Consider the following 23,338-nt stretch of genomic DNA (forward strand, 5'->3'; position numbering starts at 1 on the left):
CTCTGGTTTACATAATCTCATGGCTTTAACGTCGATCAAGGCATTATCCGAGAATGCCCTATCCCAACGACGCGAAGGGGTTTTGCAAGCATTGCCACAGTGTGTTAGCGTTAGCCTGCTGCGCTTGCGTTGCCTCGGACCCATTCTTTCGGTCAAACCATGTTTCATGAATCGAACCAGCCGTATGATCCGGCGCTAAGCTGTCAACGCCTACCTTCAAGTAACAGCACAATCAACACTAGAAATAGGAGAAACCAATGTTTATCGATATTCAAAGACATCAATCCACCTTCCTTTCGCTGAGTCCTGGCCATCACAAAAAGACAAAAACAAACAAAACCGTTTGGCGCACTTTGTTGCTCCAGGTGCTATTCGCTGCCTGTCTGCCTGCTAACGCGGCAACGCTGGTAGCCAGTTACTCCTTTAATGACAGCTTGGCCGCCAATGAAGCGTCGGCACCCGACTTATTATCGATTGATCCTCTGGGCTTAAGCGGATTCGAAACCACAACCGTCAACGGCCAAAACCAACGGGTATTTCACTGGAACGGCAATGGTAGCGATTCTGCACAAAACGCCGGACTGCAACTAAATGCCAGCGGACTGGTTTCCTACAACAACTATTCCGTCGAATTAACCTTCGAATTCCTGGAACAAGCTGCGTTTGGCAGTGGCTGGCGCAGAATCATCGACACACAAAACCGTCAATCCGACGACGGCTTTTATGTCGATCCAAGCAACAAATTGTTTGTGTATCCCGTAATAAGCGGGAATACCTTATTCACCACCCCCGGATTTCATAATGTAGTGCTCACCAACAACGTGGTCAACGGCACACGTGAGGTGAAGGCCTATCTGGACGGCATCCTGGAACTGACTTCCGACTCGGACCAGCTAAACCTAGACAACCCCAATAATCCCAGCCACCTATTGCACTTCTTTGTAGACAACCTTGCCGGTCCCGCCCAACAAGAGTTTGCCGACGGTCGCATCGCCTCATTGAAGCTCTATGACGGCATCATAATACCCACTCCAGTCCCTGCACCAAGCGCCGGATGGCTATTTGCCAGCGGCCTTTTAGGTCTTTTGCGTCGCCGCACCTGAGAGCAAATACTAAATACTCTAAGATATTCTCCACGGCATTATTACGGCTCACATTTGAGTACAGGGATGGGAGTCGTAAGCATTCGATCAAGCATAAGCAATCCGCTGCAAAGCCATCTCCGCCCGCAGCCAGGTCAGCCAGTTTTCCATACCTTCGCCGGTCTTGGCCGATAGCGACAATACCTTGATGCGCGGATTAACCTGCTTCGCATATTGAATGCATTGCGCACTATCGAAATCCAGATACGGCAGCAAATCGGTTTTGTTCAGGATCATCAAATCGGCGGCATGGAACATGTCCGGGTATTTGATTGGCTTATCTTCGCCTTCGGTCACCGACAAAATCACCACCTTGTGCGCTTCGCCTAAATCAAACGCCGACGGGCAGACCAGATTGCCGACGTTTTCGATAAACAACAAGCTGTGCTCGGGCAGATTCAGACTTTCCAAGCCATGACCCACCCGGTGCGCGTCCAAATGACAGCCCTTGCCGGTATTGATTTGCAAGGCCGGTACGCCGGTGGCGCGAATGCGGTCGGCATCGCGAGCGGTTTGTTGGTCGCCTTCGATTACCGCTATGCTCAACTCGTCTTTTAAACGCAGTATCGTTTCGGTCAACAGCGTGGTCTTACCGGAGCCGGGACTGGACACCAAATTCAACGCCAGCATGCCGCGCTCGCTAAAATAGCGGCGGTTTTCGTCGGCATAGCGATTGTTTTTAGCCAGAATATCCTGCTCGATCTGCACCATCCGCGCCTGGGTCAAACCCGGCGCGTGCGCGTGTTCTGCCGTATGTTCGTGATGGTGATGACCATGGTCATGACCGTGGTGGTGATCATGAGCATGCTCGTGATCGTGTGGTTCGTCGTGCGAGTGAATATGGCCCTCGCCGCAGCCGCATACGCCGCACATTACTCTACCTCCAGTTCTTTAATTCGCATTTGATCGCCATCGACGATCTGTAATTGATGACTGCCGCAGTGCGGGCATTCGTCGTACAACTGTTGCACCAGCACCTCGCAGCCGCAGGGCATACACCAGGCCACGCCCGGCACGGGGATAATTTCCAGCTTGGCCTGTGCGGCCAGGGAGCCTTGCATCACCACTTCAAAACTAAACTGCATCGCCTCCGGCTCCACGCCGGACAAGGCACCAATCTCAAGCCACACGGTTTTGACCTTGGCAAATTGCTGGGCCTTGGCCTGCTGTTCGATGATCTGTAACACGCTCTCGCAGAGCGACATTTCGTGCATGATGATTACCAGCTCTCGATGATAAGCGGTGCGTAGCCTACTGTTTATGCAATGTCACACGATAGGCCACGCAAGGGTCCACCGCCTGAATTAACCATTCCGCCTGCTGCCGCAAATCATCGGCATCGGTCGCCTGCAAAGCCTTTAAACCTTGGGCCAGCACGCCGTCGGGATGAACATTCCATTCGGTCGGCGCGACAATGCGGTAATCGTACACCCGGCTTTGACGTAAGGCCAGACGATGAATCAACAAGCCGCGCGCGGCCTGTACTTGTGCCAGACCAACACCATCTGCCCCGCCGCCTGTCGCGCGAGTGGGCAGCGCGACGAGCTTTGGCACAGCCGTTACTTCCAGCAATACCGCCACAAATCGCACCAACAAACCCGTGCCGTATCGGCTTTGTAATTCCACGATCAGAGGCTGCGCTTGTTGGCGACTGAGTGGCGTCGCTTCGTAACAACGGCCTTGCCACTGTGGCGTCCGGCAAAATGCCGATAAATCCGCGTGTTGCATATGCTGATGCAACTCGGCGTACTCTAGTTCCGGCAAACAAGACACTGAACTAGCGCCCAGCGCCAACCAATCCCGTTGGTACAGAGCGTTCAATAGTTGAGCAGCCAAACCCGTGTTGCCAACCACAAAATCACGCAATTGCGCTGCGTCGGTAATCGCCAGAAACCGGTCCAAACCACCTGCGAAAATCGCGTGATCGATTAAGTCAGTCAGCTCGGCGCTCAAGCCGTTAAAGCTCGGCTCATCGATCTGCAAACGGCTATCCAATCTAAACGCCTCGCCATCCGCAAACAAACAGGCTTTGAATTGCCTATCCAGTTTCAATAAGGCCACCATAGCGGCTTTATCTGCAGGCTTTCCCAATAAAGCCGGCCAGTCCAACAATATACGCCAAGCGTGTTCGCGCACGGTCTCCAGTCGCAGCAAGCATTCCCGAGCAGCGTCGGCTGCCGGCTCGGCAGCCAATCCCAAGGCGGCGCGACAAGCTAATAACGCGGCGTAGGCCTGGGCATTGCCACATAAAGAAAACAGCAGCGGCAGCATACTCAACAGCTGTTCCGGGGTTTTACCGACCAAGGCTTGCGCCGCCTCTGGCCGGGTAGAAGCTATCTTCACCGAACCAACCTGGCCGGCGCGATGCGTCAGTTCGATATGAATCTCACCCGCCGGCGTCACTTAAGATCGTACCAAATTGCCGCGCAACAAATCGCGGCGACTGATTGCGCGCGGCGCGGGTACGGCCAACAACGCTTGTAAGGCGCTGTTGGCAGCAGCCTCAGCCGCCGCTTGATCGGCAAATTGAAACATCGGCGAAAACAGCGAACACTGGGCGTAGCGCCCCAGTTGCGCTTCGTCGGCAACCGTAAACTCGAAACTACCGTAGGGAAATGCCTGTTCAAACTTGCTGCCGGGCGGCTGTGTTATCCACGCGCTCTCCGGCCCCGGCAGCAGCAGTACATTCATATACCACGGCGTAATCAACACCCCCGCCCAATCCGCGTTGTAGCGGTTAAAACCCAGCGCCCGCACCGCCAGCGCATGATTCACTACCGGCACGTCGTGCATGCGCTGGCTGAGGATGTCGTTAAACACGCGTTCCAGCGTCCACCGAATCTGCTCGCCGTCCTGCCATTGCATGTTTAGTCGTCCAACACCAAAAAACCTTGTTTGGGTGCGCCGCATTGTGGGCAGCTCCAATGGTCCGGCAAGTCGGCAAAGGCGGTGCCGGGCGGCACTTGCCAGACGGCGTCGCCTGCGGCGGGGTCGTAGACATGCCAGCAAATTTTGCATTCCAGCTTGGCGTCTACTGGCAAGTTGGCGGCATCGCCACCGTAAGCACCGGCGAAGAAGCCTTCGCTCACAAATACACCTGCAAAATTTCCTGCAACCGCTGGTAGCTGTCGGCAATGTCTTCCGCCGAGGCACAGGCCACATTGGGTACGTCGCTGACTTCCAGGGTGTTGAGGATCAAGGTATCTTGAGAATTGAAATAACGCACCCACCAAACATTACGGGTGGCCGTGGCGTCGATCCGGCAATTACCGTAACCGCGCGACAAAATAGTCACCGCCCCCTTGCCCAAGCGCTGTTCCAGTAGCGCCAAATCCTGCTCGGTTTGCGGCAACAAACTTAAATTGATGACATGCGCCTCAGCACCCGGTTGATACTCGGCGATCTTGGCATTCAACTCGGCCAGCAGCGGCGGCGCGTTCATCACGCCGTCCGGCAGCGCACGCATGTCGGTATCAATATGCTCGGCGGCACCGGCAAACGTGGTTTGCAAGATGGCTTGCGGGATGATGCCGACTTCCAAGGTATCGGTGACGATCTGCTTTTGCGCATCGAGGCGTTGCGAGCGCCAGACCCCGGCCAGTACCGACTCCTGTATCCGCAGGGTTTGGGCGCCTTTACACAGCATGCTGACCTCACCCTCACCCAGCAGTTCGTCGACGAACTGGCGATTGGTTTGATCCAGTTTGATCAAGTCTATGGCTTGGCTGGTTGCTGGATACTTTGCCAAATTCTGCTCGAGCTGCTGCAACGCGGTTTTGGCCTGCGCCAGATCGGCCGCATTCAAGTCCACCGAAATCGTCGGCATCCGGTAGGTCGTCATTTCTTCCGGCATCGCCAGATAGTCGAGTTCGACGCCGTCTTCCTCGGCGGGTTGGCTGCCTTGGCCGAAAATAGGGAGAGATATGCTGGTCATGTTTCAGTTATTTGTTGGTTTCGGGATGTTTGTTTTATTGGTGTCGCTATCGCGAGGATGGTTTTAAATGTCGGGTCTCGGCCCGACAGCCGAAATACTTTCTTTTGCGTGGCCAAAAGAAAGTATTCAAAGAAAAGGCCACCCGGTATTCCGCCTTAATCCTGCGCGTCTTGCTTTTGGCGAGGGTTTTCGGAAGGGCCATCCCTGGCCCTCCGAAAACGAGCGGCATCCCTGCCGCTCCCCTATCGGGCTAGTCTCGCCAAAAGCTGCGATGCTCGGGGCGGAATAACGGGACTAAAACGTCCCGGAATTTGAAGCGTTCATGTTTGCTTTAAATAATGTAGCCTCGATGCAGTGTAACGAAATCGAGGGTTGGATAGCTTCGATCATCCTCGATTCCACTGCGTTTCATCGAGGCTACTTGCTTTTGACCCATGCTCCGACAAAAATGGCAATAACCCCTAATATTAAGATCACGCTGTAAAGCATATTAGTTCTGGAAATTTCTTGACGCCGTTTTTCAAACTCCCCCGATGTTTCTGTCATCAATTCCTGTAATCGTTTCATTCTTTGTTGCGATGTTTGTATTGAAGATATTTCATCTACTACTTTTCTTGAAATTGTTTGTTCGATAGTCCGTGCTCCGGCATAGTTTGCATAACCTTTTGCAACGCCGTCAACTATTCTGGCATCTTGCTCCGACAGCGGCAAAGGGAGTGATAATCCACCGGGCTCAAGTTTATGAAATACTCGCAACCAGCGGGGAAGCCGTGCCAGATAAATCGACTTATTTATGGTTGCGACCCGCAAAGAGAATACCTGGTTTCCTTTAATTACTGCGGCTTGGAGAAAAACATCAGTTACCTCGCTCCAAGGTATGAAGCCGAAGCGAAAATGCTTCACGCCACGTAAATCAAGGCGAATCACCGGACGGCCGATCAACCGTTTTCCCGATGCAAACGATGCGATACCAAATAATATTCCGCCAGATAGAAAAGCGGCCCCTAACAACCACTCAGTTGACGGTAAATCGGAAAGTAAATAAACACCTAAATAGATAGACCCTAAACTCAAGATAAATATAAATACCAAGAATCCGAATTGGGACGGTTTTGCATAAAATTCAACGGGGTGTTTGTAATTCAGCGCAACCCTGACCCTTGCATCAACACGTTGCCGTAATTCAAATTCTTCCTTTTGAATGCGTCTTTTATCCCATCGAAATAGCAGTATAAAAGCACCAATAATCAATATAGCAAGAATGCCGTAGTACATACTGGCACTAGTATTCCCTTCGTCCATTGATTTTGAGAAGAAGGACAGGATAACCATTCCTGCCAATGTCGCAAGAATTACTAGAAATTGAATAATTGATTTCATGGCCTTTGTATTAGGCAGTTTTCCGCCTGGGCACGAAAAACATATGCCCACCCAACATTGCTACGTTGAATAACTATTGCGACAATTGTTACTGAAACGCACAATAAAATAAAAAAACACAGCGACGCAAAAAAACATAGGCCAAACATAAATATAAGATTCCTTAATTTTGATATATTTATTTCGTTGATCTAAATAGTTAATTACTAGCTTTCCATCCACCTCAAGCTGTAGAAGCCGATTTTCAGTAAAAAATCCATTTATTCTTGCTTCATACCACCATGCCTTCGCATTTTTACCTTTAAATGGATTTTTATCTTCAGTAGCAAAACAATCCTTCGTCCCAACACTTGTTATCCAGCAGTTCAATTCTATTGTTTTACCCTTATTGCCAAGTATTAATGAACTGCCTCTGCTTAGTGGAGTAAGGCTAAAATTTATAGAGCCATGACCAGTTTCTAATTGATTAAACTCTGGAATTTTTAATAAAAAAACATCCAGATCGGCTAACGACAATATAAATGTTAATAAAACAAAGAATAAAGTAGTTCTAGCTAAATTTGATTTATTATTCATAATGCCTGACAAATCTAGTCCTATAAGATGTGCTGAACGGAGAGAAGCGCATCGGTCGCGAACGATGCACCTCCTTACGTCGGCAGCATCCTACAACACAATTACAAACCTAGCGTTCAAAATAATCTTATAACCTTTCGTCTGGCGACGGGGTTGTTCCCGTTATTCCGCCCCGAGCATCGCAGCTTTTGGCGAGATCAGCCCGCAGGGGAGCGGCAGGGATGCCGCTCGTTTTCGGAGGGCCAGGGATGGCCCTTCCGAAAACCCTCGCCAAAAGCGAGACGCGCAGGATTAAGGCGGAATACCGGGTGGCCTTTTCTTTGAATACTTTCTTTTGGCCACGCAAAAGAAAGTATTTCGGCTGTCGGGCCGAGACCCGACTTCAAAACAACCGTCGCGACAGCGACACATTGAATCAACAAGCTTGGAAACTAGGAAAACTCACTCATCAAGCATCAAATTTAATCTTCCCATTCGCATACTGATGTATTAACGAACTAATCAAAACCTGATACGGCAATCCCTGGCTAACCGACTGCGCCTTCAAACGTTCGAGATCGCTTTCCAACAACCGAATACTGACCGTTTTCTTTTTGCCGATTTGATCACGGGCAATCTGGCTGTACCGGCTTTTTTCATCGTCCAGATTATTGATACTAATAGCCGCACCGCCTTCGACATAATCGACAACCTCTTGTTCTTCAACCGTTAGTTCAGTGGTCATGATGAGCCTCTTTAAAATATTGCTTGTGATATTTACGGCTTGGAATGATATTTTTCAAATCTCTAGAACTCAGCCTACCAAAAAAAATCCGTTGCACACAATAGCCTTTGGAGTGGCGCCTTCCCGTATGCCGCGCCGAGCACCGGAGCTTTTGAACGGATCAGCCCGCTAGGGGCGCCGCAGGGATGCGGCGCGTTGCCGAAGGGGCAGGAAGCCCCTTTTCGGCAACCCCGTTCAAAAGCGAGGAGCGCAGGGAATAAGCGGCGTCCGGGTGGCCTTTTCTTTGAATACTTTCTTTTGGCCACGCAAAAGAAAGTATTTCGGCTGTCGGGCCGAGACCCGACATCAAAATAAATCGCGATAGCGACACCAAATTGTTAAAGAGCAGGTGAGCCTAAATCCTCGACCACAAAGCCCGCAAGCTATAGACAGGCTTCCGGCTTCAACATGTTGGGTTACGCTCTATCGAGCTAACCCAACCTACATTTTTAAAAACTAAGCATGCCCACCACAAACCTTCCCAAGATCAAACCCCGGCGGCTGCCCAGGCTCGGCAGCTAAAATCCGCGCAAATTCCTGCCCGTATTCCCCCCAATCCTTGATGCCGGTAATCACGCCCAAATACTCACCGCCGCGCAAAAACACCAAAGACGGCCAACTGCTAAAGTGAAACCTGGCCTGCAACTCGCGTTCGATGGTTTTATCGACCAGCGCGCCTTGCACCCGGCCGGCAAACACCTTTAACAGCTCCGGCAAGATCACCGCGACGTCGTGGCTTTCCGGGAACATCACCGGATCGTTGGCAAAGAACAGCACCACGGTATCGTGGCCGTAAATAAAGTTGTCGTAGCTGTCGGCATCCAGCAGCGGCAGGCCATGGCGGGTTTGCAACTGTTGCAGCAAGGGCGTGCTCATGTTCTTAAAAACTCCGGCAGTTCGGGTTCGCGGTCGACCAGATCGGCGAATAAATGATCGAAGTTGGTTTCGCCTTGCATGGCTAAGCGCATGGCTTCCAAGGCATCGGTGATATGCGCGGCGCGTTCGGCGGTGATCACTTCCCGCGCCGCGTCCAGGAATACCAGCAACCAAGTGCCGGGTGCTTGTTCGCCGACCAACATCATGTCGATCAGCGTGGTTTGGCCGCGGTATTCACACAGTGCGGTATCGCCACGCGATTCGATGACTTGCATGGGGATGCCGATGCACATCAGTATTTGCCCCGGAAATCGACATCGACTTGCAGGCTGGGCTGGTCGAACGCCGGTGGCGGTTTCACTGCAAACGCAGCGGATAATACGATGCGTTCGTCGCCCAGCCGGCAGGCTTGTTCGGGCGTAGGACGTTCCTGTTCGTAGCGTTGGATATTTAAGATGGGATCGGCCAATTCCTGAGGGGTAGCGACGCATTCGGCCTGCACAGCAAAGTCTTGTAAATAGGTCAAAGCCATATCGATGGCCGGTTGAATCTGCGCCTTGACGGCGGGCCGCAGGCTGCCGCCATAATCTTCCAGCTCTTCGGGCTGCACTCCAATTAACAATAGATGCTGCGGATATTGTCCGAGCATTTGTGCCAGCGCCAAGACTTCCTGAAAGCCGGTTTGATGCAGGCTCATTTTCTTGGCGCCCAGGAAATTCGGCACTTCGTCGTTTTCGATCCGCTTCATCGTGGCCGGTGGCAGCCCGTAATCGACCGCGTCGAACACCACCAGCACATCTGCCGCCTGCACATGTTCGATCAGATATACGCCCTGCGTGCCACCATCCACCACTTGTACGTTATCCGGAAAACGGTAATGTTTTTGCAGATGCTCGACCACCCGCACGCCAAAGCCTTCGTCGGCCCACAGCAGATTGCCGATGCCGAGCAGCAGGATGTTGGCTGAAGCGCTTGCCATGGATCGCTCAGACAAGCGTAGGGTGGGTACAATCAAGTGCCCACCGTTCTGTTCCGCGTGGGCACCAAAACCGTGCCCACCCTACGAGTTTAATGCGCATCATCAACCGGCTTATCGTCTTTAAAAGTTCGCCAACCATTCACGATGGTGGACAGCATGCTTTGCCCCGACAATTTGTCCTCGCGCACCGCGACATAGATATGAATCAACACAAAGCAGACGATGAACCACATCACCAGGTGATGCCAGGTGTGTACGGTTTGACTATCGCCGAACAGCGGCAGCAGCCAACTGCTGAACAAAGCATATTGCCAACTGCCTTGGCCCTCGCCTTCGCCATACAAGGCAAAACCGGTGAAGATCATGAACAGCGAGCCCCACACCAATACAAAATGCATCGCCAAAATCGCCAGCGGATTGTGACCGATGTAGTGACGCGGTGCTTTGGCGATAAAGGCATACCAACGCACTTCCTGCAGGACGCCGTCCCAAAAATGCGCTTGCAACAAGGGCGGAAAAAAGATTTGCCTGGCATGTTCGTTGCCAGCATAAGCCCAGTACAAGCGCCCCAACAAGCCAATCACCAAGACATAGCCAGCGGCAAAATGCGCGAAGCGGATATAGCCCATCAGAAAATGTTCGCTGGCTTCGCCGACCGGGGATGGTATCGGCGATGCAATCAAATAGCCGCTAACCGCCAGCACGGTAATTGCCAAGGCATTGACCGCGTGCCAAAGCCTGACCGGCAATTCGTAAACATAAACCGGAGCCAGCGGCGCGCTCATAAAGGTCTCCGCCAGCGGCTCGCCCAACAGACCGCAGCCACGGCCAATACCAGCAATAGCAAACTGCCGCCTAAGGCGTAAGGCATGGGCAGAGCTTGACTCCAAAACAGATGCTCCAGGGCATGGGTAAAGCTATCGATACCCGGATGACTGTGGGCGTGGGCGTTGCCGGCCAGCGCCAGCAGAAACAGAAGCGAAAACAAATTTTTCATGGCTATTCCTTATCTGACCTTGACGCGAGTTAATTCGGTACCATCGGGGCTGATCACATGGGTCGAGCAAGCTAGGCACGGGTCGAAACTATGCAGTGTGCGCAAAATTTCTACCGGCTCGTCCGGCACCTCGACTTTAGTGTTCATCAACGAGGCCTCGAAGGCGCCAATATTGCCTTGCTCGTCGCGCGGCGAACCGTTCCAGGTGGTGGGCACTACGCATTGGTAATTGGCGATTTTGGTGTCTTCGATTTTCAGCCAGTGCCCCAAAGCCCCGCGCGGCGCTTCGGTGAAGCCTACGCCTTTGACGCTGCTCGGCCAGGTTTCCGGGTCCCAACGCTCGACGTTGGCGGTGGCTAAATCACCGGTTTTCAGATTGGCGATCATCTTGTCCATGAAATAACGCATTTTGCCGGCCGCCCATTGCGCTTCCAGACCACGGGCAGCGGTACGGCCCAAGGTGGAGAACAAGGCGCTGACCGGCACGTCCAGGGTTTTTAAAACAAAATTGATCTGCTCGGTAATTTCCTTGTTGCCTTGGGCATAGCCGATCACATAGCGCGCCAGCGGACCCACTTCCATGGCGTGACCGCGCCAGCGCGGAGCCTTGATCCAAGAATATTTGGCGCTTTCATCCAGTTCCTGGATGTTAGTGCGGTCGCCCTTGGTTTTGGCACCGATTTTATAGTTCGGTTCGGTGATGCCATCATAGGGATGCAATCCCAGTGCTTCGTCAGGGTATTTGTACCAAGAGTGCGGCACGTATTCCTTGATTTGCTCGGGGTCGGTCAAATCAACTTCATGGACTTTAGTCAGATCGCCGTTGATGATCGCGCCGCGCGGCATCAATAAATTGGCGGCGGAATAATCGTTGGCCTTGTCGGGAATATCGCCATAAGACAGCATGCTGGCGCCGGCCAGACCACCGCCGTACATCCAGCCTTTGTAGAACTGGGCGATCGCCAATAAATCCGGGATATAAACCTGATCGATGAAAGTGATCGTGCGGTCGATGATCGAAGAAACCAGATTCAAGCGCTCCATATTGATCGCACCCACCGCGCCGACGCCATCCAGATTGATCGCGCACGGCACGCCGCCTACCAGCCAGTTCGGATGCGGGTCTTTACCGCCGAAGATGGTGCGGATTTTCATGATGTCTTTTTGAAAATCCAACGCTTCCAGATAATGGGTGACCGCCAACAAATCGGCTTCCGGCGGTAGCAAATAGGCCGGATTGGTCCAGTAGCCGTTCTTGAACGGACCCAACTGGCCGGATTCGACAAATTTTTTCAGACGGTTTTGCGTGTCGCGAAAATAACCTGGCGAAGATTTGGGATTGCTAGGCGAAATCTGTTGCTGCAAAGCCGAAGTCGCGACCGGATCGGCCTTCAAGGCATTGACCGGATTGACCCAATCCAAAGCATGCAAATGATAGAAATGCACCAAGTGATCGTGCGCCTGCAAACTCAGCTGCATGATGTTGCGGATCGAGTTGGCGTTTTCCGGAATCTTGATTTTCAGCGCATCTTCCACCGCCCGCACCGAGGTCAGTGCATGGGTACCGGTACAAACGCCGCAGATACGTTGCACGAAGGCCCAGGCATCACGCGGGTCGCGACCTTTTAAAATCACTTCCAGCCCGCGCCACATGGTGCCGCTGGAGATAGCGTTACGGATGATGTTGTCGTCGTCGATGTTGACTTCGCAGCGCATGTGGCCTTCGATGCGGGTCACCGGATCGACCACGACGCGGCGGCCGGCATCGTTTAAGTTAAAACCGTTGGGGGTGTTTCGGACTGTCATTATTGCTGCGCTCCTGGTTGTTTATCCCCGGCTTGTTTGGCGTTGTTTAGAGCCGTCAAACCGGCATGCGCGGCAACGCCGGCACCCACAATCGCGGCGGCAGTGCCACCGACCACATCGGCATTGGCTTCGATACCAAATTGATTGATACCGGTGAGGCGGTCGTAAAAGCTGCCTTTATCCCAGAAACCGTCTTCGGAACAACCGATACAGCCGTGGCCGGATTGAATCGGAAACGAGGTGCCTTCGTTCCATTTCACCGTGGAGCAGGCGTTATACGTGGTTGGCCCCTTGCAACCCATTTTGTACAGACAATGGCCTTGGCGCGCGGCTTCGTCGTCCCATTGTTCGACGAATTGGCCGGCGTCGAAATGCGGCCGCCGGTAGCATTTGTCGTGAATGCGTTGGCTGTAGAACATCTGCGGCCGGCCTTGTTTGTCCAGGGTCGGCAGTTTGTCGAAGGTTAAGAGATAAGCCACCACGGCGGTCATCACTTCGGCAATCGGCGGGCAGCCTGGGACTTTAATAATGGGTTTGTCGGCCAAGCCGGGTACTTTATGCACCGGCGTCGCCCGAGTTGGATTGGGTTTGGCAGCTTGCACGCAACCCCAGGAAGCGCAAGAGCCCCAGGAAATGATGGCTTTGCAGCTTTCGGCAGCGTATTTGAGTTGTTCTACAAACGGTTTGCCGCCGATGATGCAATACATGCCGTCTTCGGCCAGCGGCGGATTGCCTTCCACGGCCAGGATGTAATTGCCTTTGTATTTTTCGACAATCTCGGTGACGATAGCTTCGGCGTTATGACCGGCGGCGGCCATGATGGTGTCGTCATAATCCAGCGACAGCATCGAGAGAATCACGTCTTTGGCCAAGGGATGGCCGGAGCGGATAAACGATTCCGAGCAGCAGGTACATTCCAGACCGTGCAGCCACAGTACCGGGATGCGCGGTTTGGTTTCCATCGCATGGGCGATTTTCGGCGCGAAGGCCGGCGACAAGCCCAGCGACGCAGCCGTTAAGCTGCAAAACTTCAGAAAGCTGCGGCGGGTGATGCCTTGTCGGCGCATCACATCGTAAAAGGTTTCGATCATGGATACTCCAGTCGTCGTTATGGCTAATCAAAGTGACTGGCTTGACGAAACCACGCGAGCTTAGGCGTTGCTTGTTGATATCCAGTAGCTTCAATAGCAAGTTTTCAAAACCGCCCCCGCGGTTGTGCCGATCCAGTTAATCGCGGACGGTGAAAACCTTTGATTGTTATTATTCGAGTTGCAAGCCCTGCCACCGTGGTGACTAGGTTTGCCCCGCAAAGCCAGAGCAACATCTATGCCGGCCAACCGACAGGCGTAAAACCTTTGAAATGGTAAGACAATTGGCGTTTTGATCAACCTAGCCTCTGTCTGCTACCTAACAAACCCAACAATACCATGCAAAGATTGCCGGAAATACGACACAAGGTTAACTGTACGACTGAATATTCGAATACCTGCCGCACAATTGATTGACAGGCCTGAGGAGGCGCGACTACAGTGAATAGCCGTCTGCAAAGACTTTTTCGATTAGATTGAACAACCCACAATAATTAAAATCGCATCCCCAGGAGACCTCTTCATGAATCGCGTTATCGTACTGATCTTGATCACAGTATTTAACACCAATGTCCTGGCCGACTGGGACCCGGAACTGGAAGCGCAAGAACAAGCACAGCGGGAAGCCACGCAGCGCGCCGAACAAGCCAAACAACGCGAGGCACAAAAAATGATCGACGCCGCGAATGCCAAAGCCAACCAGGAAATGATGGAGAGCAAGCGCAAAAACCTGGGTGCGGCGGCCAAGGGCAAATCAGATGCGGAAGTGAATCGCTTGTACGATGCCAAGATCAAACAAACCACGGACGAGGCCAATCGCTTGGCTCAAGAAGCCCGCAGTGCGCTTAACCAAGGCCAAGGCGCAGCGGCGGTAAAACAAGTGACCGGAAAAAGTCTGCACGAATTGGAAAACATGTCCGACGAGGAAGCCGACGCCTTATCACGGGAATTGGAAAAGAAATACGGGCAATGAAGGCAGTCCCTGCACACAAAATTAAATAGGCTAGCCTCTAAACCACGCTGGATTTTTTCGTTAATCCAACTCACGCACTCACCCAAGGAATTGCCTGCACTTGCTTACCCGCTGTCTATTTCTTGTTCCAGCAAAGTCCGCAAGCCAGCCGGCATTTCCAGGGTTTCCGGGTCCCAGCCTTCCAGTTCCAGGATGTCTTTCAGACACTGTTCCATGATCAGATGAGCTTTTTCAGTGGCGTCGGCGATGCGTTGATGCACCTTGGTTTGTATGTCGCTGGCGCTACGTTCGGCACAATTGGCCTGGTAATCGAACAGCTTACGCAAGCTATCGATCTGCCCGCCAACTTGCGACGGACAGGAACACATGTAAAGTATGCCTTGAACGTTGATGCGCTTGAGTTGCTGATTGCTAAATTGGGTTTCCAGTTTCATGGTACGAGCTCTCGATTTTCTCGTTTATTATAATTATCGGGTTGGTACCAACCCTGGCTCATTTTTTTCCGCCAAATACCCCGCGAAGCTCCGGCCGGCGGCATAGGCTATCAAGGCCACGGACAGTTATCAACTTTAGGCAAATTCGGTACGATTCAAGAGGCGAATTTCAGCAATCAATGCAAGATCAAGCCGGTGCTAATCCACCATTAATCAATTGCCGGGTACGCGCATAGGTTTCCTGAATGATTAAGGCATCGGTACTGGCTCGGTGACGCATCAGGGCTAAATCCTGGATCACTTGCCGTTTGGTTTGGCTCCAGATATCCATTTGCGCTTCTTTCAATATCATTTCCAACGCGCTGAGATAAAAGCCCGGCTGTACGCCGCACCGAAAAAACAAGCGAGATAACCACGGCTTGTCGACCACCCAACCGTCGCTATACACTGTTTTACCCGCTAAAAAATCATTTAGTTCGCTGGCCACCAGAGAGATAGGCTTTCCGGAACTGTATAGTGTCTCGCGGCTCAAGCCATGCACCCGTTCGGCCTGCTCATCCCAATAACTCCAATCACTCGCAGGCTTGATCAGCGCGCAATATTTTTGCCCGTTACCCAACACCACGCCTACTTCGATGGGATAACTATCGAAGCCAAAACCGGAGGCTTCGATATCGATGACATTGGGTCTAATAGTTTGCAACTTAGTATCCCTTTGCAAAGCGTAAAAAGTATAAGCCTAGTCTAAACCGAGGAATATGAACGACGTAAACGGCTAGCTCTAAAACGATAAAACCAGCGCAAGCCCAATAACACGGCCAGCACTGCGCCAAACAGCAAGGGCCTGCTTAAATCTTTTTTTACCAGCCAGGCAAAGTGCGCTACGCCGGCGCCGGCGATCAGGTAGGCTAAGCGGTGTAAGCGTTTCCAATTTTTGCCGCCGAGTCGGCGCTGCATAGCATTGGTGGAGGTTACGGCCAAAGGAATCAGGAGCAAGAACGCCGCAAAACCGACAGTAATGTAGGGGCGTTTCAGGATGTCTTTGGCTATTGCTGACCAATCGAAAAACTGATCCAAAACCAGATAAGTCAGAAAGTGCAGACAGGCGTAAAAAAAGGCAAACAAGCCCAGCATACGCCTTAGCCGTATCAACCAATTTACCCCGCTCAGTTGCCTTAGCGGGGTGACGCCCAGGCTTATAAGTAAAAACGTCAATGTCCAATAACCGGTGTTGTGGGTGATTTTTTCGATGGGATTAGCACCCAATTTATCTTGCCAGGCGGCCGTCAACAATAGCGCCAGGGGCAACAAAGCCGTCAAAAACACCAGCACTTTTAGCCGGCGGAGGTTTACATCGTCAAGCGTTTGCCAACTCACGATTCAAAAATTTTTAGTCAAATCCATACCGGTATACAAGCTAGCAACTTGCTCGGCATAGCCGTTGAACGGCAAGGTTGGCCGCTTCAGAAAATTGCCCAGGCGGCGTTCTTTGGCTTGGCTCCAGCGCGGGTGATCGACTTCCGGATTGACGTTGGCATAAAAACCGTATTCGCCGGGACCGGCTTGCATCCAACTGGTCGTGGGTTGTTGCTTGAGCAAGCGAATCTTGACGATGGACTTGGCGCTTTTGAAACCGTATTTCCAGGGCACGACCATTCTGACCGGCGCGCCGTTTTGATTGGGCAACACTTCGCCGTATAAACCAAAAGTTAGCAAAGCCAGGGGATGCATGGCTTCGTCTATCCGCAATCCTTCCCGATACGGCCATTCCAGTACAGCGCGACGCTGACCGGGCAGTTGCTCGGGGTCGTGCAGGCTGACAAACTCCACATAACGCGCTTCGCTGGTCGGCTCTACCTGTTTCAGCAGCTCCGCTAAGGGATAACCCAACCAAGGAATCACCATCGACCAGGCTTCCACGCAACGCAAACGATAAATACGTTCTTGCATCGGCGCTAGCTTTAATAAATCCTCGATGGCGAATTGTTTAGGTTTTCGGACTTCGCCTTCCACGCTGACCGTCCAGGGCCGGGTTTTCAAGCTACCGGCCAGTTTGGCAGGGCCTTCTTTGCTGGTATCGAATTCGTAGAAATTATTGTATTGGCTGACGTCTTCCAAAGGCGTCAGTTTATCGGTCAGGCCGTAAGCTTCGGAGAGACTGCTTGCCAGTTTTTCCCCGCCAACAGCAGCTCCCGCCAGCAACGCGGCAGATCCGCCGAGTGCCAACTGCATAAAATGCCGGCGCTGGTAAAACAGCTCGCGAGGCGTGATTTCGGAAGCAGGAATTGCGGGGATGCCGGGAAGTTTCATTGCGACGCCTCTTATAAAGTTTAGATCTACTCGACCATAAGCCGGGTCGTCAGTTCCGCTTGCGCCAAAAGTCAGGATTGGGCTTTGGCTACTTGCGCGGCTTTTTGGCTGCCGTCTTTTTTGTGGCAGTCTTTTTTACCGACTTACTGGGCTTGGCTACTTTTTTATGCGCGGGTTTCTGCGGCTTTTCCTGCGTAGTAACTTTCGCGGCGTCAGTCTGCGTAGACTGCTCTGCGAGGTCCGCGCTATCCGGTGGCAAATCCGGCATCGGCAGTGCTGCGGTTTCGTTGCCGTCATCAACGGCCGACCGGTCGCAGTCGGGCAAGTCTTGATCTTCAGGCGAGCAAATTACTCGATAGATAATTTTCCGGTCATCGTTTTTGCCGGTCTTAGGTCCGAGCGGCTTGGTAACCGGCGCGGTTTCATCGGAGATTGTCCCCAATAATTCGGCCGTTGCGCTTGGACTATATACCCAGATGCTGAAAAGCACACTCAAACAGCACGCTTTGTAAATTGAGGGATTGAAGCCACCCTTAAGCGAATTAGCCATCTTTGTGCGCTGCCTTTAAATGAATTTTGGCTTCGTTCCATAAACCATCCAGTTCCGCCAATTCGCAATCGCGCAACTCGCGGCCGGAGGCTTCCACCTGTTTTTCTATGTAATTAAACCGGCGGGTGAATTTTTTAGTGGCTTCGCGCAAGGCAATTTCCGGATTGACTTTCAGGTGTCGGGCGAGATTGACAACCACCAGCAGCAAATCGCCGATTTCTTCCTGAATATGTGGCTGATCGCCGGATTGCCAAGCTTCGTGGACTTCCTGCAATTCTTCGCGCACTTTGTCGAATACCGGTTCCGCTTCCGGCCAGTCGAAACCGTGGCTGGCAGCGCGGTTCTGAATTTTCTCGCACTGCACCAGAGCGGGCAGACTTTGTGCGACCCCGGCCAATACGCTTTCGGTCTGCTGAGCCGGTTGCTTTTGCCGCCGTTCTTCGGCTTTCGCGTCATCCCAGGCTTGTTGACGCTGTTCGTCAGTGTCGAATTTGACGTCGGCAAACACGTGCGGGTGTCGGCTGACCAACTTCTCGCTGATCGCCGCCGCTACTTGTTCAAAATTGAATAAGCCGCGCTCTTCGGCAATCCGCGAGTGAAACACTACTTGTAACAGCAGATCGCCCAATTCGCCGCGCAAATCGTCGAAATCCTTACGTTCGATGGCGTCGGCCACCTCGTAGGCTTCTTCGATAGTGTAGGGAATCAGGCTATGGAAATCCTGTTTGACGTCCCAGGCGCAACCCTTTTCGGGGTCGCGCAAGCGGGCCATCAAAGCCAACAGTTCCTGGGTTTTAGTCAAACTCAAAATGTCGAACCGAAGGTATCCTCATAGCGTTTTTTGAATTCCGCCATGCTAAAGGTGTGATTCTGGGTGCCGTTATGCTCGATTTTGATCGCGCCCAACAGGGAAGCAATCCGACCGGTCACATCCCAATCGTAATCGTTGATCAAACCGTATAGCAGACCGGCCCGATAAGCATCGCCGCAGCCGGTGGGATCCAACAATTGTTTGGGTTTGGCGGGCGGAATGTCTATGCATTCGCCGCGCGTGTACACTTTCGAACCATTGCCGCCCAAGGTGATGATCAAGGCATCGACTTTTTCGGCAACTTGCTCCAAAGTCAAGCCGGTGCGTTGCTGCATCAATTCCGACTCATAGTCGTTAAAGGTGGCGTAATTGGCCAGTTCCAGGAACGCCAACAACTCGTCGCCATCGAACATCGGCATACCTTGGCCGGGATCGAAAATAAACGGTATGCCTTGTTCGACAAACTGCTGCGCATGTTCCTGCATACCTTGTTTACCATCGGGCGAGACGATGCCGATGGTAATACCTGAGTCGGCAGGCACGGCGTTTAAATGCGAAAAGCTCATGGCACCGGGATGGAAAGCGGTGATTTGGTTGTCGTCTACGTCGGTGGTGATGTAAGCTTGGCCGGTGTAATGATCGTCCAACACTTTGATATAACGACTGGAAATGCCACATTGGCTCAGCCAATGCGCATAAGGTTCGAAATCGTGACCGACGGTAGCCATGATGGATGGCTCTTCCTGCAACAATTTCAAATTATAGGCAATGTTACCGGCGCAACCGCCGTATTCGCGGCGCATGGCCGGCACCAGGAAAGACACATTGAGCATGTGTACTTTCTCTGGGAGGATGTGATGTTTAAATTTGTCGTGAAACACCATGATGGTGTCGTAGGCCATGGAGCCACAGATCAATGCACTCATTATTATCCTTGGTTAACGATTTCAGCAGCCTAAGGTAACGGATGTTTGAAATAGGCACAAGACGAAAGCGACAAAATCAGCCGCTCTTCTTCGTCTTTACCACTTACAAAAGAATCAACGCCCAGGTCACGCCGGCCCATATCAAGGACAACATGACCGCCGCCGAACCTATGTCCTTGGCACGTCCGGATAGTTCGTGATGCTCGAAACCTACTCTATCCACCACGGCTTCCACCGCGGAATTCAACAGCTCCACCAGTAACACCAATACCATACTGCCGATTAACAAGACTTTTTCGATGGCGGTTTGGCCCAGCCAGATCGCCAGCGGCGTCGTTATCACGAACAAGGCCACTTCCTGGCGAAACGCCTCTTCATGTTGCCAAGTGGCTTTGAAACCGGCTATCGAAAAAAAACAGGCATTAATCAGCCGCTTAAATCCCTTTGCATTTTGGTTTGCCATTGGTATTCCTAATCCTCGATCAAAGCCCGATAAGCATCGGCATCCAACAATTGTTCCAGTTCAGCCGGATTATCGGCTTTGATGCAAAACAACCAGGTTTGGTAAGCGCCGTCATTCACCTGCTCCGGCTCGTCCGATACCGCATCGTTGACCGCAAGCACACTGCCGCTCACCGGGCTGAACAGATCGGACGCGGTTTTAACCGATTCCACCACCGCCAGCTGTTCTCCCGCGGCTACGACCCGGCCCACATCGGGCAAGCCGATAAAGACGATGTCGCCCAACTCGGACTGCGCGAAGTCGGTGATACCGACGCGCACCACATTGCCATCTTCCAGCTTGGCCCATTCATGGGTCTCGGCATATTTCAAATCTTCAGGTGTTTCACTCATTTGCATTTCCCTCAAGCCGTAACAGTAATTCAAAAGGATAACCGGCTATTTTTTTAACACAACAAAAAATTACAGTCCCCGCCAGCCCAAACTTTATAATTGCCGGACACACGGAGAGCCGTTAACTAAGTCCGGCCACTAAGGCGTTCAACTACATTCCATAAAATTCATGCGAATAGCACTTTTCCTCACTGGCTTGTTGGGCGTTTTTAGTCTTATGCCAAACGCCGCATTGGCGGACGATGACGATGCGCGGTCAAGCACCCGGCAAACCAACCCAAATACCGATCCGGACATCTTACAGCTGGACCAAACCGGCCAGAGATTAGCCGGCATTCAAACCCAAACACTGACAGCGGTCCAGCAAACGCCGGAATTTGCCGCTTACGGCACGGTGCTCAATCCGGAACCGTTACTCAATATTCGCCAGCAATTCCTGGCCGCCAGCGCCCAGCAAGACAGCGCAAAAGCCCGATACAGCGAGGCGGCGCAAAATTTGAATCGCACCCGCGACCTGCATCAACACGATATTGTCTCCACCCGCCGCCTGCAGGAACAGCAAGCCATTTGGCAGGCCGACAAAGCCAATCTGGCCTCCAACAGCTATCAGCAACAACTGATCGCGGCCAACAGCCGGCTCCTTTGGGGCGACACTTTGAGCAATTGGTTTACCAAAGCCCAGGATAAAAACGCCATACAACTGTTGGAACATCGCGCCCAATTGCTGCAAATCACCCTGCCCGCTAATAGCCAGCTCGATCCATCCGTCAACGTGATTCATATCCACGAACGCGGCCTACGTCAGGCCGCCTTGCCCGCCATCTTGATCTCCTCGGCACCGCAAGTCGATCCGGTGTCGCAAGGTCCTCGTTACTTTTTCAAATGCGCGGATTGCCGCCTGCCGTTCGGCACCCATATTACCGCCTGGATTCCGGAGGGCGGCAGAGCCGACAGCGGCGTCACTATTCCACAATCAGCCTTGATCTGGCATCTGGGCCAAGCTTTTGCATTTATCAAAACCGATGCAAACCATTTCAGCCGGTGTGCGCTCAACCACTACAGCGGCAATAGCCAAGGTTATTTCGTGGCCGACGGCTTACCGCCTGGCGCGGAAATCGTAACTACCGGCGCGCAAACGCTGTTATCGCAACAATTGAAAGGTCTGATACCCGACGAGGATAAGGATTAGGAGTTGGCTTAGTATTTTATCTGCAACACCTGAACCGACTCCCAAACCCGCTCGGTGAATTCCGCGTCCATTGCCGGCATGCCGTCCTTGAGCCACTGCACGATCACTTTGGCGATATTGGGATAGGTAACATGCACCGCATGGGGATTGTGCAGCCAGTCCTCGATCACCGCCTCGTCCAAATCAAACATGGTGTGACCGTAGCCCAGCTGCTTTAACGCCGCGGCATTGGAAATCTGCTCCATTTGCGCATGCAAGGGCTTCACTAAAATCTTCTTGCCCAATTGCAAAGACTCACTGGCCAGTTCGAAGCCGGCATTGCTGATGATGCCGGCGCAGTCGTACAAGTCACGCTGGAAGCCTTCTCTGGACAGCTGTTTGCAAACGATGTGCGGATATTTCGACACCGCCGGTTCCGGCGAGTACAGATGAAACTCAAAATTTTCGAACGGGCACAACAGCTTAACGACTGCATGCGGATCTTCGAAGGGCAAATACACCACAATCTTATTGGCTTGGGTGTTTTGTGGAAACTCAGGGGTTTCGATAATCGGCGGCAAAATCGGTTGGCCGAAATGATGCCAGTGCAAACCGATACCGATGTCGGCCGGCGCGAAATACTTCATCACCTGCTCGGCGATCGGATCACCGCCGGCCCGAGGAATACTGTGCCTAAACGCATATTGATGGCCGATGCCCAGCACTTTTTTCTTTTGCCGTTTCGCGGCCCAGGCGGTAACCGGCTCGAAATCACTGATCACCAAATCGTAAGCGCTTAAATCCAGGCTATTGATGTCTCTGACAAACCGAATAGGACTGGCGTCCAACGCGGTTTTCATATAACTGACCTGGCCGTTGTGGGTGTTAAAGGTCAGGCCGGTTTTGACTTGATAACCATTGAACACTTCCATGTCGAAGTATTTATCCGCAGGCCGTCCGGTAAACTGGAAAGTTACATCAAAACCCGCCGCATACAGCTCTTTTGCCATCACTCTGGCACGGGTGATATGACCATTGCCCGTGCCTTGCACACCATAAAAAATTTTCATCATAAAATATAATCGAGACTAAAAATTGCGGTACTAACACCCAACACCACGCCCATCAGCGTGTCGGTGGGAAAATGCACACCCAAAACCACTCGGGAAAAACCCACCAATGCGGCCCAAACATAAAGACCAGGCATCAGTGCAGGCGCGAAATACCCTACCAAGGTAGCCACCATGAATGCGGCAGAGGTATGTCCGGAGGGAAAACTGAATTGATCCGATGGTGTGATCACACTCTTAAAATCCTGCAACGCTTGCTGCGGCCGGTTGCGCTTGAAGCCTTTTTTCAGCAGCGTATAAACCGGTCTTTCGATCAAAAATGCCAGAATCATTGCCCGCAACAAGGCATCATTGATGCCTTGATCCCAGTAAAGCCAAGCCGCGAGAATGACATAAAGGAAGCCGTCGGCGGTGCGGGAAATCATGCGGCAAGAGCGCACTAAGTAGGCATGAATGGCAACGCTGTTCAGCCAGGTAAACATCGTCACGTCGTACTTATGAATAGAGTAAATCAGCTTCATGGTCTGGTCCTCGTTCATTGCCGCACGTGTCGACCGCGATCAGCGCGCAGCGGTTGGAAATTCTTGGTTTTCCGTTTGGTATAAATTCCCTGATAACGAGTCCAGCTTAGAGAGACTTTATGACAGCTAGGTGAAGCTTTTTTTAAGGTTGTGTGACAAGGTCATTTTTTGTGATTGTT

General features: G+C 52.2%; 30 protein-coding genes. 3 read left to right on the forward strand and 27 right to left on the reverse strand.

Features of this window, described 5'->3' with window-relative positions; genetic code table 11:
• Positions 1-257 precede the first annotated feature (257 nt).
• Positions 258-1,103, forward strand: coding sequence for a PEP-CTERM sorting domain-containing protein (locus EBA_RS19860; RefSeq protein WP_192376322.1), 846 nt, complete (start codon positions 258-260; stop codon positions 1,101-1,103).
• A gap of 87 nt (positions 1,104-1,190) precedes the next feature.
• On the opposite strand, the gene hypB is transcribed toward EBA_RS19860, so the two are convergent.
• From hypB to EBA_RS19940, 16 genes are all read right to left on the reverse strand, one after another.
• Entirely contained in the window at positions 1,191-2,015 is an 825-nt protein-coding gene (gene hypB / locus EBA_RS19865) for a hydrogenase nickel incorporation protein HypB (RefSeq protein ID WP_192376323.1), read from the reverse strand.
• The gene (gene hypA / locus EBA_RS19870) at positions 2,015-2,356 is read right to left on the reverse strand and encodes a hydrogenase maturation nickel metallochaperone HypA (protein ID WP_192376324.1); all 342 of its coding nucleotides are present in this window, start codon (positions 2,354-2,356) and stop codon (positions 2,015-2,017) included. The genes hypB and hypA overlap by 1 nt, the downstream gene beginning before the upstream one ends.
• A gap of 37 nt (positions 2,357-2,393) precedes the next feature.
• Positions 2,394-3,545 (reverse strand): nickel-dependent hydrogenase large subunit, encoded by a 1,152-nt coding sequence (locus tag EBA_RS19875; protein WP_192376325.1) that lies wholly within the window; start codon positions 3,543-3,545, stop codon positions 2,394-2,396.
• A complete protein-coding gene (gene hybE, locus EBA_RS19880) occupies positions 3,546-4,007 on the reverse strand; it encodes a [NiFe]-hydrogenase assembly chaperone HybE (protein WP_192376326.1) in 462 nt (153 codons plus the stop codon).
• A gap of 2 nt (positions 4,008-4,009) precedes the next feature.
• A complete protein-coding gene (locus EBA_RS19885; RefSeq protein ID WP_192376327.1) occupies positions 4,010-4,231 on the reverse strand; it encodes a rubredoxin in 222 nt (73 codons plus the stop codon).
• On the reverse strand, positions 4,228-5,076 hold the full coding sequence (locus EBA_RS19890) for a hydrogenase expression/formation protein (protein ID WP_192376328.1): 849 nt from the start codon (positions 5,074-5,076) through the stop codon (positions 4,228-4,230). Before EBA_RS19890 ends, EBA_RS19885 begins: the two co-directional genes overlap by 4 nt.
• A gap of 417 nt (positions 5,077-5,493) precedes the next feature.
• A complete protein-coding gene (locus EBA_RS19895) occupies positions 5,494-6,456 on the reverse strand; it encodes a hypothetical protein (RefSeq protein ID WP_192376329.1) in 963 nt (320 codons plus the stop codon).
• Between the two features lie 60 nt (positions 6,457-6,516).
• Positions 6,517-7,032, reverse strand: a complete 516-nt coding sequence (locus tag EBA_RS19900) for a hypothetical protein (RefSeq protein WP_192376330.1) — start codon at positions 7,030-7,032, stop codon at positions 6,517-6,519.
• A gap of 448 nt (positions 7,033-7,480) precedes the next feature.
• Positions 7,481-7,756: an antitoxin gene (locus EBA_RS19905; protein ID WP_192376331.1), complete on the reverse strand. Its 276-nt coding sequence runs from the start codon at positions 7,754-7,756 to the stop codon at positions 7,481-7,483.
• A 495-nt stretch (positions 7,757-8,251) separates the two neighbouring features.
• Positions 8,252-8,671, reverse strand: coding sequence for a thioredoxin domain-containing protein (locus tag EBA_RS19910; RefSeq protein WP_192376332.1), 420 nt, complete (start codon positions 8,669-8,671; stop codon positions 8,252-8,254).
• Positions 8,668-8,964: a HypC/HybG/HupF family hydrogenase formation chaperone gene (locus EBA_RS19915; RefSeq protein ID WP_192376333.1), complete on the reverse strand. Its 297-nt coding sequence runs from the start codon at positions 8,962-8,964 to the stop codon at positions 8,668-8,670. The genes EBA_RS19910 and EBA_RS19915 overlap by 4 nt, the downstream gene beginning before the upstream one ends.
• Positions 8,964-9,650: a HyaD/HybD family hydrogenase maturation endopeptidase gene (locus tag EBA_RS19920; RefSeq protein ID WP_192376334.1), complete on the reverse strand. Its 687-nt coding sequence runs from the start codon at positions 9,648-9,650 to the stop codon at positions 8,964-8,966. Before EBA_RS19920 ends, EBA_RS19915 begins: the two co-directional genes overlap by 1 nt.
• Before the next feature lie 89 nt (positions 9,651-9,739).
• Positions 9,740-10,435 (reverse strand): Ni/Fe-hydrogenase, b-type cytochrome subunit, encoded by a 696-nt coding sequence (cybH, locus tag EBA_RS19925; RefSeq protein ID WP_192376335.1) that lies wholly within the window; start codon positions 10,433-10,435, stop codon positions 9,740-9,742.
• Positions 10,432-10,647, reverse strand: coding sequence for a hypothetical protein (locus EBA_RS19930; RefSeq protein WP_192376336.1), 216 nt, complete (start codon positions 10,645-10,647; stop codon positions 10,432-10,434). The genes cybH and EBA_RS19930 overlap by 4 nt, the downstream gene beginning before the upstream one ends.
• A gap of 9 nt (positions 10,648-10,656) precedes the next feature.
• On the reverse strand, positions 10,657-12,453 hold the full coding sequence (locus EBA_RS19935; protein WP_192376337.1) for a nickel-dependent hydrogenase large subunit: 1,797 nt from the start codon (positions 12,451-12,453) through the stop codon (positions 10,657-10,659).
• On the reverse strand, positions 12,453-13,544 hold the full coding sequence (locus EBA_RS19940) for a hydrogenase small subunit (RefSeq protein ID WP_192376338.1): 1,092 nt from the start codon (positions 13,542-13,544) through the stop codon (positions 12,453-12,455). The genes EBA_RS19935 and EBA_RS19940 overlap by 1 nt, the downstream gene beginning before the upstream one ends.
• Before the next feature lie 520 nt (positions 13,545-14,064).
• On the opposite strand from EBA_RS19940, the gene EBA_RS19945 reads away from it, so the two are divergent.
• Positions 14,065-14,514 carry a hypothetical protein gene (locus EBA_RS19945; RefSeq protein WP_192376339.1) on the forward strand — a complete coding sequence of 150 codons (450 nt, stop codon included), beginning with the start codon at positions 14,065-14,067 and terminating at the stop codon, positions 14,512-14,514.
• Positions 14,515-14,618: 104 nt separating this feature from the next.
• On the opposite strand, the gene EBA_RS19950 is transcribed toward EBA_RS19945, so the two are convergent.
• The 9 genes from EBA_RS19950 to gcvH all read right to left on the reverse strand — a co-directional run bounded on the left by EBA_RS19950 (position 14,619) and on the right by gcvH (position 20,400).
• A complete protein-coding gene (locus EBA_RS19950) occupies positions 14,619-14,948 on the reverse strand; it encodes a hypothetical protein (RefSeq protein WP_223146715.1) in 330 nt (109 codons plus the stop codon).
• A gap of 187 nt (positions 14,949-15,135) precedes the next feature.
• Positions 15,136-15,651, reverse strand: coding sequence for a hypothetical protein (locus EBA_RS19955; RefSeq protein ID WP_192376340.1), 516 nt, complete (start codon positions 15,649-15,651; stop codon positions 15,136-15,138).
• Positions 15,652-15,692: 41 nt separating this feature from the next.
• On the reverse strand, positions 15,693-16,325 hold the full coding sequence (locus EBA_RS19960) for a protein-methionine-sulfoxide reductase heme-binding subunit MsrQ (RefSeq protein ID WP_192376341.1): 633 nt from the start codon (positions 16,323-16,325) through the stop codon (positions 15,693-15,695).
• A 3-nt stretch (positions 16,326-16,328) separates the two neighbouring features.
• Positions 16,329-17,258 (reverse strand): protein-methionine-sulfoxide reductase catalytic subunit MsrP, encoded by a 930-nt coding sequence (gene msrP / locus EBA_RS19965; protein WP_192376342.1) that lies wholly within the window; start codon positions 17,256-17,258, stop codon positions 16,329-16,331.
• An 88-nt stretch (positions 17,259-17,346) separates the two neighbouring features.
• Positions 17,347-17,700, reverse strand: a complete 354-nt coding sequence (locus EBA_RS19970) for a hypothetical protein (protein ID WP_192376343.1) — start codon at positions 17,698-17,700, stop codon at positions 17,347-17,349.
• Positions 17,701-17,800: 100 nt separating this feature from the next.
• Positions 17,801-18,616, reverse strand: coding sequence for a nucleoside triphosphate pyrophosphohydrolase (gene mazG, locus EBA_RS19975; protein WP_192376344.1), 816 nt, complete (start codon positions 18,614-18,616; stop codon positions 17,801-17,803).
• Entirely contained in the window at positions 18,613-19,545 is a 933-nt protein-coding gene (locus EBA_RS19980) for a carbohydrate kinase family protein (protein WP_192376345.1), read from the reverse strand. The genes mazG and EBA_RS19980 overlap by 4 nt, the downstream gene beginning before the upstream one ends.
• A gap of 103 nt (positions 19,546-19,648) precedes the next feature.
• Complete coding sequence (locus EBA_RS19985) at positions 19,649-20,008, reverse strand: diacylglycerol kinase (RefSeq protein WP_192376346.1); 360 nt, start codon at positions 20,006-20,008, stop codon at positions 19,649-19,651.
• Positions 20,009-20,016: 8 nt separating this feature from the next.
• Complete coding sequence (gcvH, locus tag EBA_RS19990) at positions 20,017-20,400, reverse strand: glycine cleavage system protein GcvH (RefSeq protein ID WP_192376347.1); 384 nt, start codon at positions 20,398-20,400, stop codon at positions 20,017-20,019.
• A gap of 169 nt (positions 20,401-20,569) precedes the next feature.
• Between gcvH and EBA_RS19995 the strand changes: the two genes are divergently transcribed.
• On the forward strand, positions 20,570-21,589 hold the full coding sequence (locus EBA_RS19995) for an efflux RND transporter periplasmic adaptor subunit (protein ID WP_192376348.1): 1,020 nt from the start codon (positions 20,570-20,572) through the stop codon (positions 21,587-21,589).
• Between the two features lie 8 nt (positions 21,590-21,597).
• Here EBA_RS19995 and EBA_RS20000 read toward each other — a convergent pair whose 3' ends face one another.
• The gene (locus EBA_RS20000; protein ID WP_192377348.1) at positions 21,598-22,638 is read right to left on the reverse strand and encodes an MJ1255/VC2487 family glycosyltransferase; all 1,041 of its coding nucleotides are present in this window, start codon (positions 22,636-22,638) and stop codon (positions 21,598-21,600) included.
• Positions 22,638-23,159 (reverse strand): phosphatase PAP2 family protein, encoded by a 522-nt coding sequence (locus EBA_RS20005; protein WP_192376349.1) that lies wholly within the window; start codon positions 23,157-23,159, stop codon positions 22,638-22,640. Before EBA_RS20005 ends, EBA_RS20000 begins: the two co-directional genes overlap by 1 nt.
• Between the last annotated feature and the right edge of the window lie 179 nt (positions 23,160-23,338).

It is taken from the genome of Methylomonas albis, assembly GCF_014850955.1.
GTDB lineage: Bacteria > Pseudomonadota > Gammaproteobacteria > Methylococcales > Methylomonadaceae > Methylomonas > Methylomonas albis.

Coding starts and splice junctions, on each gene's coding strand:
- hybE (WP_192376326.1), bottom strand. CDS start 4,007: ATGCAATGGCAGGACGGCGAGCAGATTCGGTGGACGCTGGAACGCGTG.
- hypA (WP_192376324.1), bottom strand. CDS start 2,356: ATGCACGAAATGTCGCTCTGCGAGAGCGTGTTACAGATCATCGAACAG.
- cybH (WP_192376335.1), bottom strand. CDS start 10,435: ATGAGCGCGCCGCTGGCTCCGGTTTATGTTTACGAATTGCCGGTCAGG.
- EBA_RS19940 (WP_192376338.1), bottom strand. CDS start 13,544: ATGATCGAAACCTTTTACGATGTGATGCGCCGACAAGGCATCACCCGC.
- EBA_RS19895 (WP_192376329.1), bottom strand. CDS start 6,456: ATGAAATCAATTATTCAATTTCTAGTAATTCTTGCGACATTGGCAGGA.
- msrP (WP_192376342.1), bottom strand. CDS start 17,258: ATGAAACTTCCCGGCATCCCCGCAATTCCTGCTTCCGAAATCACGCCT.
- EBA_RS19935 (WP_192376337.1), bottom strand. CDS start 12,453: ATGACAGTCCGAAACACCCCCAACGGTTTTAACTTAAACGATGCCGGC.
- EBA_RS20005 (WP_192376349.1), bottom strand. CDS start 23,159: ATGAAGCTGATTTACTCTATTCATAAGTACGACGTGACGATGTTTACC.
- EBA_RS19915 (WP_192376333.1), bottom strand. CDS start 8,964: ATGTGCATCGGCATCCCCATGCAAGTCATCGAATCGCGTGGCGATACC.
- EBA_RS19930 (WP_192376336.1), bottom strand. CDS start 10,647: ATGAAAAATTTGTTTTCGCTTCTGTTTCTGCTGGCGCTGGCCGGCAAC.
- EBA_RS19920 (WP_192376334.1), bottom strand. CDS start 9,650: ATGGCAAGCGCTTCAGCCAACATCCTGCTGCTCGGCATCGGCAATCTG.
- EBA_RS19910 (WP_192376332.1), bottom strand. CDS start 8,671: ATGAGCACGCCCTTGCTGCAACAGTTGCAAACCCGCCATGGCCTGCCG.
- EBA_RS19945 (WP_192376339.1), top strand. CDS start 14,065: ATGAATCGCGTTATCGTACTGATCTTGATCACAGTATTTAACACCAAT.
- EBA_RS19905 (WP_192376331.1), bottom strand. CDS start 7,756: ATGACCACTGAACTAACGGTTGAAGAACAAGAGGTTGTCGATTATGTC.
- EBA_RS19860 (WP_192376322.1), top strand. CDS start 258: ATGTTTATCGATATTCAAAGACATCAATCCACCTTCCTTTCGCTGAGT.
- EBA_RS19890 (WP_192376328.1), bottom strand. CDS start 5,076: ATGACCAGCATATCTCTCCCTATTTTCGGCCAAGGCAGCCAACCCGCC.
- EBA_RS20000 (WP_192377348.1), bottom strand. CDS start 22,638: ATGAAAATTTTTTATGGTGTGCAAGGCACGGGCAATGGTCATATCACC.
- EBA_RS19900 (WP_192376330.1), bottom strand. CDS start 7,032: ATGAATAATAAATCAAATTTAGCTAGAACTACTTTATTCTTTGTTTTA.
- EBA_RS19980 (WP_192376345.1), bottom strand. CDS start 19,545: ATGAGTGCATTGATCTGTGGCTCCATGGCCTACGACACCATCATGGTG.
- hypB (WP_192376323.1), bottom strand. CDS start 2,015: ATGTGCGGCGTATGCGGCTGCGGCGAGGGCCATATTCACTCGCACGAC.
- EBA_RS19950 (WP_223146715.1), bottom strand. CDS start 14,948: ATGAAACTGGAAACCCAATTTAGCAATCAGCAACTCAAGCGCATCAAC.
- EBA_RS19995 (WP_192376348.1), top strand. CDS start 20,570: ATGCGAATAGCACTTTTCCTCACTGGCTTGTTGGGCGTTTTTAGTCTT.
- gcvH (WP_192376347.1), bottom strand. CDS start 20,400: ATGAGTGAAACACCTGAAGATTTGAAATATGCCGAGACCCATGAATGG.
- EBA_RS19985 (WP_192376346.1), bottom strand. CDS start 20,008: ATGGCAAACCAAAATGCAAAGGGATTTAAGCGGCTGATTAATGCCTGT.